Below are 12,353 nucleotides of genomic sequence, written 5' to 3' on the forward strand. Positions count from 1 at the left end.
CTGGTACGCCACCACGCCATCCCATCCACGCCGACGCCTCCGTTTCTTGGCGACGGTGGACTCTATTCCACAGCTCAGGACTATGGAATTTTCATGAGGATGCTTCTCAATGGTGGAACGTTTGGGACAAAGAGAATTCTGCGCCAAGCGACAGTGAACCTAATGGAACAGAACAACATTGGAACGGCGACCGTAGAGGTACAGCCTGGAGCCGATCCGTCAATCTCAAATTCGTTCCCAATCGGAGCAGGTCACGACAAGTTTGGCCTTGGATTTCAGATAGCGTCTGGAGAGGCGCGATATGCAGAATACAGAAGTGCAGGCAGCGTGAGCTGGGCAGGAGTTTACAACTCTGAGTTTTGGATCGATCCCGCAAAACACATCGGTGGCGTGATGATGATGCAGGTGCTCCCGTTCTACGACGATGGTGCTATTCACGCTTTCCGTGCGTTCGAACGGTCGGTGTATCAAGCCATCAACAATTCGCAGCATCACGGCACGGCCCGAGTCTCTGCCGGATACTTCCAGCAAGCCGTGGCGCGTCCAAACTATTCATCTTCGGGACCGCACGTCATGTCGGTGGCACTCAACGGGCCTTCTGCTGCTGAGAAGAATGAAGTAAATGCTGAATGGACGACTCCGGTAACGCCATTTCGAATCGCGGATAACGTGTACTACGTCGGCAGTCGAGATTTGGCTGCGTATCTGGTCACGACCGCTTCAGGGCATTTGCTAATCAACGCGAATCTTGATGGCTCTCCGCCCCAGATCCGCGCAAGTGTGGAGAACACGCTCCTGCCTGATTCAGACAATGCAAGTATCGTTCCCTAGGAGACGGTCCTCATTGGCCTGTCGACTAGACCTTTCGCTTCAGAAACGGGCAATGCGACTTGTCCCACTCCACGATGATTCACACAGGGGCGAGATCCGACACAGTCGTGATTCCTGATGGTTGCGGCTTGTGCACACATGCGGCGGCAAAACCAGTTGTGGAGTGGCTGAAACGAGTGACGCCACGGCTCGGGATCGAGAAATTGAACTTTCAGATCTTGCGCCGCACGATGGCGACGCAGGCTCAGAAGATCGGATCGGTGAAAGACATTCAAGCGCATGCGTCATGCGCGCCCGAACACCACTGCGAACGAGTACATGCAGCCACTGCCTGAGAGCGTTCAACAGATGATTGGATCGGTTTATCAGATACTGATAAAAGGAGAGGAAAAAGCAGCCGCATAGAGACGCCAAAAAAACGTCGATCTCATATTTGCCGCAAAATGCCACAAACTTTTTGAAAGCTGTGTCTGTAAGTTGTTGTTTTAATGGTGGGCACAGCAGGATTCGAACCTACGACTTCCACCGTGTGAAGGTGGCACTCTACCGCTGAGTTATGCGCCCGATCTTGACTCTCCCCTCCTCATAACTGTTTCTAGAACAAGAAGATAGAGAGAGTAGTTCCGGATACAACCCGGACTGGGATATTAACTTTATACCACACTCTCATCCGTTCCTGGAGCGCCCGGTGCTGGTGTTAACCAAGCTGATATTGGATTCTCCGTCTCTCGCGTTCAGTTTTTATGAATCGGAAGAGTGAAGCTGAACACTGATCCGTAGCCTCGCTGGCTCGTGACAGTGAGACTTCCTTGATGCGATTCGATGATGGCGCGACTGATTGGAAGTCCCATGCCTGTGCCGGGCTTCTTTTGACTGTGTTCGCGTGAGCGGTACAGACGGTCAAAGACGAGGTCCTGTTCCAGCGGATCGATGCCGATACCACGATCCGCAACCGCTGCTACGATCATTCCGCCTTTTTGTTCCGCTGAAATGCGTATGGGAGATTGAGGCTCCGAATACTTCGCAGCATTCTCCAGTAGATTGCACAAGACCTTCGCGATCATGTTCGGATCTGCATCCACCTTCGGCAATGGAGGAATGGATATCTCGACGGGGTGGGTACCCCATACCCACGCGCTGTTCTCCTTTGCCTCAGCCACGATGTCTTTTAAATCGACGGGTTGGAAATCCATGTGTACTTCTTTCGCTTCGAGTTGAGCCATCTCTACAGCCTGGCCAACCAACTGATTAATCCTGTCAGCTTCTTCATCAATGATTCGCAGCAATGATCCCTGATCTTCTGCACCCACAGAACCCATTAACAAAGTTCCGGCTGCGCCTTTGATGGAAGTCAGTGGCGTTCTCAATTCGTGTGTGATCGAGTCAAGAATCAGATTGCGCAGGCGCTCACTTTCTTTGTTGGCTTCACTGCGCGCAATCTCTTCCAGTGCCTGAACGCGATCCAGTGCGATAGCAGCCAGTCCTCCAATCGCTCTCAAGGTTTCTTGCGAAAGCTTCAGTCCTACCATTTCAAGAAGGCCACGCGGTCGAACACCGGCGCGTATGGGAACATGTACGGTTCCATCAGACAGCACTTCCGGTTCAGACAAACTCAATGCAAGTTGTCGAAAATGCGAAATCTCAATCCCTGAAATCTGCTGCTCTCCCGCTTGAAATACGCGGTCTCCATCCAACAGGTAGAGCGTAGAGCCTTGGGCCCGCGCGGCGATGTTGATGAGCGACGGAAGTGCCTCTGTGATATCAGCAAGCTTGTCCGTTCTGAGAAATTCGCGGCTGAGTGAGAACAGAACTTCCAGTTCACGCTGGCTTGCTCTTGCCTGATCTGCTTCGTCTCTTGCGGCCTGCGAAAGTCGACTCCCAATGACACTGGTGGCAAGGAATGTAAGCAGCGTCAGCCAGTTTTGAGGGTCGGCGATGGTAAACGTTCCAACCGGTGGAAGGAAGAAAAAGTTATAGCAGGCGGTTGCAACCACTGACGCGACGACGGCATAGCGCAGCCCAAATTGGGCCGCCACAATCAGCACATACAGCACCAGCGTGAGCGCCACTGTGGTCGGATTTACATGCAGCCATAAGCCGTATATGAGTAGAATTGCCGCCAGAGCGCCAAACGTCGATAGCCAGTATGTTATCGTCACCAAGCGTCGTGAGTTCATGCGGGGAATTGTACAGCGTGCCTGAAACGGATGAACCCGGAAGGAAGTCTCCCGAAGACTGGCTCCATTCCAGCGAGACAGAGAAGGAACGTGGCCGCTTCAAAGTTTTCCTTGGCTATGCGCCCGGTGTTGGCAAAACGTTCAGCATGTTGAGCGAAGGAATCCGAAGACGCAGCCGCGGCGAAGATGTCGTGATTGGCATCGTGGAAACACACGGCCGTGCCGGTACTGCAGAGCTAACGGACAAGCTGGAACAAATTCCTCGTCGTCTAGTGGAATACAAAGGCACCGTATTTGGCGAAATGGATGTCGACGCCATTCTTGCCAGGCTTCCCCAAGTCGTTCTGGTCGATGAACTGGCGCACACGAACATTGAAGGCAGTCGCTTCGCCAAGCGATATGAAGATGTTCTTTTCTTGTTAGAGAACAAAATTGATGTTCTATCGACCGTAAACATTCAGCACGTGGAAAGCTTGACACCCCGCGTGCAGGCGCTCACCGGTGTCGTCGTTCGCGAGCAGGTACCGGACTGGGTATTGGACCGTGCCGATGAAATTGTCATCAGCGATGTGACGCCAGAAGCCCTCGTCACGCGTATGCGGCGTGGCGACATCTACCCGCAGGACCGCGTAGAGCGATCACTTGCGAACTTCTTCCGGCGTGGAAATCTGATAGCGCTTCGCGAGATGGCACTGCAACGCGTTACGCGCGCAGTGGATCGCACGCTGGACGAGTACGTCAAACGGAAGAAGCTTGGATCGCATTGGCTGGTGGCGGAAAAGGTTGCGGTCTGCGTCAGTGCTGGTCCGCAAGCGCGTGATCTCATCGCCCGTGGAGCACGCCTAGCTGATGCCCTTGACGCAGAATTTTATGTGCTTCATGTCATTGATGACGGAGACGCAGAAGAGGAACGGCAACGCATGCTCGAAAGCAGCCTTTCTTTCGCGCGTCACCTCGGTGCACAAGTCATAAGCCTACCCTCCGGAGACACGGCGAAGGTCACTGGTGCATACATTCGAGATCAACGGATCACGCAAGTCATCGTCGGTCGTTCGGCAACACACGGTTTGCGGTCTTACCTTTACTACTACGCATTGCAGAAATTTATGGCAGAAGCTCCTAACGTTGATCTTCACATCGTCACGCGAGAGGCACAATGAAACGAATTCTCGTAGTGGATGACGAACGACAAATCATTCTGATCCTCCGCACCTCGCTCCAAAGCAGCGGATACCTCGTTGAAACTGCGAACAATGGATTAGAAGCTTTTGAAAAGTTCGAGGCACACGCACCGGATCTCATCATCACGGATCTATCCATGCCAGAGATGAGCGGCCTGGAATTGACACAGGCTGTTCGGCGCGTAGCCACAACGCCCATCCTGGTTCTAAGTGTGCGCGACAGCGACGCCATGAAAGTAAAGGCGCTGGATGAAGGAGCGGATGACTATCTCACCAAACCCTTCAGCATGAATGAACTGCTAGCTCGCGTCCGGGCATTACTCAGACGTAATGCTCCGCCCTCGCCTACAGAGAACGCTTTGCACGAAGGCGATTTTGAAGTGGATCTTGCAGCGCATCGAGTCACACTGAAAGGAACCGAGCTTCATCTCACACCTAAAGAATTCGAGCTGCTGGTCGTCCTCCTACAAAATGCCGGCCGCGTAATGACTCACAAAACTCTGCTCCGACATATCTGGGGTCCGGCAGGAGAATCGCAACCGGAGTACATTCGCGTTTTGATTGGCCAGTTAAGAAAGAAACTGGATCGTGGTTCAGGGATACGCTACATCCAAAGTGAGCCATGGATTGGTTACCGACTAGTGGCCGAAGGCACGACCGCACCCGATTAGTTCTCAAACAGTTTTACAACTTCTTTACGACTTCCCTACGGACTTTCTACGTCTCCCTCGCCTTCAATAGACAAAGAGGCAGGTATGAAGTCCCACGCGAAAGAACTTGTGTATTCGATGCTTCTTGCATCGGCGACCGCGCTCTCAGCACAAACGTCGATCACAACATCAGATGTCACAACACAGAGCAGTCGCGAAGCAGAGCTACGCAGTCTGCGGCAACAACTCAAGGTTATCTCTGATCGCCTGGAGCAGTTAGAGGCGGAAAATCATCCGACTACCGCGTCGAGCACGTCAGTTGTATCAGCCACGATCCCGGTGACGCCACCGAGTGCAGCCCCCGAAACTGCATCAGTCACCGCAGCCGACCTCCCCAATCTTTCCTTCTTCCGTGGCACAACGCTTAGCTTTGGTGTCGATGGCTACTACGGTTATAACTTCAACGCACCCGTGGGCCGCGTTAATCTGTTACGCGCCTATGACGTCACAAGCAACAGCTTCAACCTGAATCAAGTGAATCTTGTAGTGGAGCATCTCCCCATACCGGAAAGCCGGCTTGGGGGCCGCATTGATCTTCAGTTCGGTCAAGCAACTGAAACCTTGCAAGGTTCCTCTGCCAATGAGCAACGCCCACAAGTGTGGCGCAATCTTTTCCAAGGCTACGGATCCTATCTGGCCCCCATCGGAACAGGGCTGCAACTGGACTTTGGAAAGTTCGCAAGCTCTTTGGGCAATGAGGGAAATTACAGCAAGGATCAAATCCTCTATTCGCGTGCCTATAGCTTCAATTATCTGCCCTTCTATCACATGGGCATGCGCGCCAGTTATACCTTCAATCCAAAACTTACTTTCACCTATTGGCTGGTGAACGGAGCGAACGGAACAGAAGACTTTAACGGTTTCAAGTCACAAGGTTTTCTCTTCACTTTGCACCCGGCGTCCTCACTTACGTGGAACGTGAACTACTACTTTGGGCAGGAGGCACGCGATGTACTCCCAACAACCAACGCCTCTACTTCTACCGTTCCGATGCAACCGGGGTTGCCAACAGAAAACATCTCTCCCGCGCCCAACGGCCGCGAACACATCTTCGATACCTATGCCTCTTGGAGGGCAACACCCAAGCTGACTCTCATTGGTGAAGCAGACTACGTCTTAAACCGTACCGTTCAAGAACAAAAGCCGGGACACGTAGTGATCGGTAGTCTCACTGCGAAGTATGCGTTGCCACATGCTTGGAACCTTGGCGCACGCACTGAGTACTTCGACGATCGCGGAGGGCTATTCAGCGGCACCACGCAAGCGCTCAAAGAGGCAACCGTCTCGCTGGACCATACCTTCGCTCCTGGTTTTCTTGCGCGTGCAGAATATCGCCGTGACTGGTCCAATCAACGCTATTTCCTCAGCGACACCGAGGGCTCCCTACTCCAAGCACAGACGACCGCAACATTGGGCCTGATGTATTGGTGGGGTACAAAGCAAGGAAGTTGGTAAGGAGGCTTTTGATGCTCGATCTCATTGCAGTTGTTTCACTCACATTCGTCTTCAGTCTTGCCGTGGCATATATGAACGGCTGTAACCGCCTTAAAGGAACACGCTCATGATTCTCAATGTGGTTCTGCTCACGCTGTCAGCTTTGCTGATGGTCTACCTCGTCTACGCTTTACTTCGCCCGGAGAAGTTCTAGTCATGAGTCTGAACGGCTGGCTCCAAATCACACTTTTTATCGCAGCTGTCCTTTTACTTGCAAAGCCAGTGGGCAGTTACATGACGGCAGTCTTTGAACGTCGTAAGACGTTTCTCGATCCCATCCTGGCACCGTGCGAACGCATCCTTTACCGGGTCTCAGGGATCAACCCAGAAGAGGAGATGCACTGGACGAAGTATGGCCTTGCCATGCTGGTCTTCAGCGCCGCAACCTTACTGCTCACCTACGTTATCCAGAGAGTGCAGGGGGGTCTTCCATGGAACCCGCAACATCTGCACGGAGTTGAGTCTTCTCTCGCCTGGAACACTGCGATTTCATTCACAACCAATACCAACTGGCAATCCTATACACCAGAAACAACCATGAGCTATCTCACGCAGATGCTCGCACTGGCCACACATAACTTTTGGTCTGCTGCCGTTGGTCTTGCACTTGCCATGGCTTTCGTTCGTGGCATTGCGCGCAAGGAGAGCAAGACTATTGGGAACTTCTGGTTTGATCTCACGCGCGGCACTTTGTGGATCCTGCTTCCTATTTCCATTGTTCTATCGCTTACGCTCGTATCGCAAGGTGTGATTCAGAACCTGAAGCCGTATGACACGGTGAAGCTTGTCGAATCACAAACGGTCACCGGAAGCGATGGTAAGACATCCACAGTAACAACACAGAGCATTGCGCAGGGGCCAGTCGCTTCGCAGGAAGCGATCAAGATGCTCGGCACAAATGGTGGTGGCTTCTTCAATGCGAACAGTGCGCATCCGTTTGAAAACCCCACACCTATTTCTAACTTTCTGGAGATGCTGGCAATCTTTTTGCTACCAGCAGGACTCTGCGTTACGTTGGGCCAGATGGTCAAAGCTCCCAAACATGGATGGGCCATCCTGGGCGCAATGACGGTCCTGTGGTTCGCCGGAACCTTTACCAGTTATTGGGCTGAGTCACAGGGCAATCCGCTGATTCACAATGTCGATGCCAAGGTTTCCCAACTGCAATCCGGTGGCAACATGGAGGGCAAAGAGGTTCGCTTCGGCATCACGAACTCCGCTCTCTTTGCAACTGTAACGACGGATGCAAGTTGTGGTGCCGTCAACGGCATGCATGACAGCTTCACGCCGCTCGGCGGTTTGATTCCGATGACAAACATCCTGCTGGGTGAAGTTGTCTTTGGCGGTGTGGGCGCAGGTCTCTATGGCATGTTGGTGTTCGTTGTTCTTGCGGTCTTCATCGCAGGACTAATGGTCGGCAGAACACCCGAGTATCTTGGGAAGAAGATTGAAGCGTTCGATGTGCAGATGGCCATGCTATATCTGCTGATCTTTCCGCTGCTCATTCTTGGATTTGCCGCCGTCTCCGTCTTGATGCCGAATCTTGGCTTGAGCAGTCTTGCCAATCACGGCCCTCATGGTCTCAGCGAAATTCTTTACGCCTACGCATCCGCAACGGGTAACAACGGATCAGCCTTTGCAGGCTTGAGTGCCAATACCCACTGGTACAACTACACGCTCGGCATCGCAATGTTCTTCGGCCGCTTCATGATGATCATTCCCATGTTGGCTATCGCTGGAAATCTTGCGAACAAGAAAATCGTCCCCGCATCTTCAGGAACGTTTCCGGTGACCACACCACTGTTCACCATTCTGCTTATCGGCGTGATTCTGATCGTGGGTGCACTCACCTTCTTCCCTGTCCTTTCGCTTGGCCCCATCCTGGAACACCTGTTGATGCGTGCCGGCCAACTCTTCTAGCTGAGAAAGAGATACGAGTATGTCTAGTCAAGCAAAACGCCGCTCCTTGTTCGATCCGCACATTATGCGTCGTGCGGCATGGGATGCGATTGCAAAACTTCATCCGCGTGTGATGATGAAAAACCCGGTCATGTTCGTTGTAGAACTTGGCAGCGTTCTCACCAGCGTCCTGCTCATCGTCAGCATGTCCACACATGACGGGCACTTCCGCTTCAATCTGCAGATCACGCTCTGGCTGTGGTTCACCGTTTTGTTCGCCAACTTTGCAGAAGCAATGGCAGAAGGCCGGGGCAAAGCACAAGCGGACGCATTGCGCCAGGCCAAGTCAGAAACTACAGCTCATCGGGTTTCGAAATCCGGCACACTCGAAGAAGTCCCCAGTTCTCATCTGCGCGCAGGCGACGTCGTCCGAGTTTCGGCAGGGCAGATGATCCCTGGTGATGGTGAAGTCACGGAAGGCGCTGCCTCAGTCGATGAATCAGCAATCACCGGTGAATCTGCACCTGTGATTCGAGAAGCAGGCGGAGACCGCTCTGCGGTCACGGGTGGCACACGCGTTCTGTCAGACATTCTCACCATCCGCATTACATCCAATCCCGGCGAAACATTCCTTGATCGCATGATTGCGCTCGTAGAAGGTGCGGAACGTCAGAAGACACCGAATGAAATTGCATTGAACATTTTGCTTGCAGGACTCACCATCACATTCCTGCTCGCAGTCGTAACTCTGCAACCATTTGCCATCTATTCCAGCGCGCCGCAGACAGCCTTTGTCCTTATCTCTCTTCTGGTCTGCCTCATCCCTACAACCATCGGTGGTCTGCTTTCGGCGATTGGCATTGCTGGCATGGACCGTCTGGTACAACACAACGTACTGGCAACTTCAGGCCGTGCAGTGGAAGCAGCCGGTGATGTGAACACGCTATTGCTGGATAAGACTGGTACTATCACCATCGGCAACCGGCAAGCATCCGAGTTCGTGCCGGCGCCCGGCGTAACAGCAGAACAACTTGCTGATGCATCGCAACTCTCTTCCCTCTCCGATGAGACTCCGGAAGGACGCTCCATCGTTGTACTTGCAAAAGAGCAGTACAACCTTCGCGGACGTGAGTTAGGTGAGCTTCACGCTGAGTTCGTTCCTTTCTCTGCTACGACGCGCATGAGCGGCATCGAAGTAGAAGGTCGCTCCATTCGCAAGGGAGCGGTAGATGCGATTGCTCGCTACCTTTCCGATCACAATTCCTCCATGCCGGAAGCTGTTCGCATTGCGGTCGAGGAAATCGCGCGAAAGGGAGGAACGCCACTCGTCGTAGCTGAAAACGGACGCGCGCTCGGTGTGATTCATCTGAAAGATATCGTCAAAGGCGGCATGAAGGAACGCTTTGATCAACTAAGGGCCATGGGTATCCGCACCATCATGATCACGGGCGACAATCCTCTCACTGCGGCTGCGATCGCGCGCGAAGCGGGTGTCGATGACTTCCTCGCAGAAGCAAAGCCAAAAGACAAGATGGACCTGATCAAGCGCGAGCAATCGGAAGGCAAGCTCGTCGCAATGACCGGTGATGGGACGAACGATGCGCCAGCACTTGCTCAGGCAGATGTAGGTGTCGCCATGAACAGCGGTACCCAGGCTGCTAAAGAAGCTGGCAACATGGTCGATCTGGATTCCAACCCGACGAAGCTTATCGAGATTGTCGCAATTGGAAAGCAGTTACTCATGACACGTGGCGCGCTCACGACATTCTCCATCTCGAACGACGTCGCAAAATACTTCGCAATCATTCCGGCAATGTTTGCTGGCGTCTTCCCTGTATTGAATGCGCTCAACATTATGCATCTGCACAATGCGGAATCGGCTGTTCTATCGGCTGTCATCTTCAACGCTCTGGTTATTGTCGGCCTGATTCCGTTAGCCTTGCGCGGCGTGAAGTATCGTCCCATGTCAGCCGCAGCCCTGCTTCAGCGCAATCTTATCGTCTACGGCCTGGGTGGAATTATCGTTCCGTTCATTGGAATCAAGCTGCTGGACATGGTCATCGTTGCCCTGCACCTGGCGTAGTCGCCAGAGACTGGAACCCTCTCATGAAACTCATTCGTATCGCATGTATCTACACTGTGGTTACGGCATTTCTTCTCGGCATTGTCTATCCCCTGGCCATCACGGTTATTGCTCAACTCACCATGAGAAGCAAGGCTAATGGACAAATGATTACTAAGAATGGCGAAACCATCGGCTCAGCCATCATCGGACAGCCCTTCACTGGCGATGGATACTTTCATAGTCGTCCCTCTGCCGCTGGTACAGGCTACGATGCAACCTCGTCCTCGGGATCGAACTATGGACCTACCAATAAGTCGTTGACGGACCGAGTCGCCGCCAGCGTGAAAACAGAGTCTGCGGGCTATCCCGTTCCGGTGGATTTAGTGACAGCATCGGGATCCGGCCTGGACCCCGATATCACTCCAGCGGCCGCGTATTACCAAGCTTCGCGCATTGCACAACAACACCACGTTTCGCAGGACACTATCAACGCACTGATCGCACGACAGATTCAACCGCGACAGCTTGGTATTCTGGGCGAACCACGAGTCAATGTTCTTGCATTGAATCTGGCTCTTTCACAGATTCCAGCAAATGCCGTTCAGCAATAGCGCCTTAAAGTTGAAGGCCGCTGTCTTCAGCGGCCCTCAACAAGATCAGAAATAAGTTGGCACGGCTTCCAACACGTTATAGTTCTCATCCACCATAGCGACATAGCGCCACTTGTCAAACGTCAGACATGGGTGCGATATCTCAAACCCCAGCATGTCTCCCACCTTAATGTCAGCATCCTGCGGGATTTGAAGATACGCGTGCTGATCCATCAGCTTAGTCGTCTCCCACGCTGAAGAAGCGCGTACTGGTTTCTGATGAACACCGGGACGGAAATGCCAGACGGCTACAGGAAGTCCCGAGTCAAACGCAACATCGCGCTTTCCCATGCCAACAATGGCAAGTCCCGGCTCCGGTACAGACTGCACATAGGCCCATACTTCGAGCGCAGATTGCAGAGTTGCACCGCGCTGTTTGTCCACTTCTTTCGCGACGCTGTTTCGCTGCCCGATCTCCTGCTGCGCAACACGATAAATACCTGCGTCTGAAGTCAGGTAGCATCCGGGTCGCAAAACGACATCCACCACGTCGCGCACGGGCGCAAAGACATCCGCCACCACGTCATACCACGCGGAACCTGCACCGCTCAGGATCACTCGCTCACCCTGCGCAAAGGCTCCCTGCTTCTGCAATTGCTTCACGGTGTCGACGGCCCGGCCAAGATATTCCCGGATGCCTGGCTCATCTTTCAAGACACCTTCGTAGACCTCAACACCACAAAGTAGAAGGCTCTCACTCCACTGCGCAATGGCATCCACTACTGCCTGTGTCTGCTCGTCCGTTCGAGTACCGGTTCGACCACCATGAACACCCAACTCCACCAATACGCGAAGCTGCTGTCCTTTCCTCTGAAAGAACGCCCCCAGCTGGTGAACCAGATCGACGGAGTCCACCAACGTATAAAAGGTCGTTCCACCGGCAATAATGTCACTCACCAGTTCGAAATTCGCACGCCCCACCAGCTCATTTGCCATCAGGATGCGACGCACTCCGTGAGCATGAGCGACTGCGCACTGCTGCACAGTCGCCAACGTAATGCCCCATGCTCCCGCGTCCATCTGACGCGCGAACAGCTTGGCTGCCATGGTCGTTTTGCCATGCGGTGCCAGAAATACGCCGTATTTCTGCACAAATTCCGCCATCCAACGAAGATTGTGCTCTACCCGCGGCTTCACCAGAACTGCGGCAGGCAGGCTCAAATCCTCGCGTAGCACATTCCATCTGCGCGCCCCCACTGCCTCAATCTCTTCCACGGTTCTCAAACCGCTAAACCCCTTGGGGAAAATCTGTTCGCTGGCCAAGCTGCCTCCACATTTGCGATGCTTTATCTGTGACTAACTTTGAGCATATCGCCGACGACCAAATCCAGACCAGCAGAGGCCAC

9 protein-coding genes, 1 tRNA gene and 2 pseudogenes are annotated in these 12,353 nt (G+C 53.3%); 9 read left to right on the forward strand and 3 right to left on the reverse strand.

Going from position 1 to position 12,353, the window contains the following annotated elements; genetic code table 11:
• Positions 1–18: 18 nt before the first annotated feature.
• Positions 19–432: pseudogene (locus JAO32_RS20105) on the forward strand (serine hydrolase); the annotation flags it as partial.
• Positions 433–573: 141 nt separating this feature from the next.
• A pseudogene (locus JAO32_RS20110) lies at positions 574–786 on the forward strand (hypothetical protein); the annotation flags it as partial.
• A gap of 534 nt (positions 787–1,320) precedes the next feature.
• Here JAO32_RS20110 and JAO32_RS18030 read toward each other — a convergent pair.
• Positions 1,321–1,395 (reverse strand) — tRNA-Val (locus tag JAO32_RS18030).
• 170 nt (positions 1,396–1,565) lie between these two features.
• Entirely contained in the window at positions 1,566–2,990 is a 1,425-nt protein-coding gene (locus JAO32_RS18035) for a sensor histidine kinase (RefSeq protein ID WP_334243026.1), read from the reverse strand.
• Between the two features lie 35 nt (positions 2,991–3,025).
• Here JAO32_RS18035 and JAO32_RS18040 point away from each other — a divergent pair, with 35 nt between their 5' ends.
• The 7 genes from JAO32_RS18040 to kdpC all read left to right on the forward strand — a co-directional run bounded on the left by JAO32_RS18040 (position 3,026) and on the right by kdpC (position 10,968).
• Positions 3,026–4,168 carry a universal stress protein gene (locus tag JAO32_RS18040; RefSeq protein ID WP_334242972.1) on the forward strand — a complete coding sequence of 381 codons (1,143 nt, stop codon included), beginning with the start codon at positions 3,026–3,028 and terminating at the stop codon, positions 4,166–4,168.
• The gene (locus tag JAO32_RS18045; RefSeq protein ID WP_334242974.1) at positions 4,165–4,860 is read left to right on the forward strand and encodes a response regulator transcription factor; all 696 of its coding nucleotides are present in this window, start codon (positions 4,165–4,167) and stop codon (positions 4,858–4,860) included. The genes JAO32_RS18040 and JAO32_RS18045 overlap by 4 nt, the downstream gene beginning before the upstream one ends.
• Before the next feature lie 84 nt (positions 4,861–4,944).
• Positions 4,945–6,354 carry an outer membrane beta-barrel protein gene (locus JAO32_RS18050; protein WP_334242976.1) on the forward strand — a complete coding sequence of 470 codons (1,410 nt, stop codon included), beginning with the start codon at positions 4,945–4,947 and terminating at the stop codon, positions 6,352–6,354.
• Between the two features lie 106 nt (positions 6,355–6,460).
• Complete coding sequence (gene kdpF / locus JAO32_RS20115; protein ID WP_084214599.1) at positions 6,461–6,547, forward strand: K(+)-transporting ATPase subunit F; 87 nt, start codon at positions 6,461–6,463, stop codon at positions 6,545–6,547.
• A gap of 2 nt (positions 6,548–6,549) precedes the next feature.
• A complete protein-coding gene (kdpA, locus tag JAO32_RS18055; RefSeq protein ID WP_334242978.1) occupies positions 6,550–8,313 on the forward strand; it encodes a potassium-transporting ATPase subunit KdpA in 1,764 nt (587 codons plus the stop codon).
• Between the two features lie 19 nt (positions 8,314–8,332).
• A complete protein-coding gene (gene kdpB, locus JAO32_RS18060) occupies positions 8,333–10,375 on the forward strand; it encodes a potassium-transporting ATPase subunit KdpB (protein WP_334242980.1) in 2,043 nt (680 codons plus the stop codon).
• Positions 10,376–10,398: 23 nt separating this feature from the next.
• Complete coding sequence (gene kdpC / locus JAO32_RS18065) at positions 10,399–10,968, forward strand: potassium-transporting ATPase subunit KdpC (protein ID WP_334242982.1); 570 nt, start codon at positions 10,399–10,401, stop codon at positions 10,966–10,968.
• 45 nt (positions 10,969–11,013) lie between these two features.
• Here kdpC and JAO32_RS18070 read toward each other — a convergent pair whose 3' ends face one another.
• Positions 11,014–12,270, reverse strand: a complete 1,257-nt coding sequence (locus JAO32_RS18070; RefSeq protein WP_334242983.1) for an amino acid deaminase — start codon at positions 12,268–12,270, stop codon at positions 11,014–11,016.
• Positions 12,271–12,353 lie beyond the last annotated feature (83 nt).

Origin of the sequence: Terriglobus sp. ADX1 (genome assembly GCF_036877645.1) — a bacterium.
Lineage (GTDB): Bacteria > Acidobacteriota > Terriglobia > Terriglobales > Acidobacteriaceae > Terriglobus.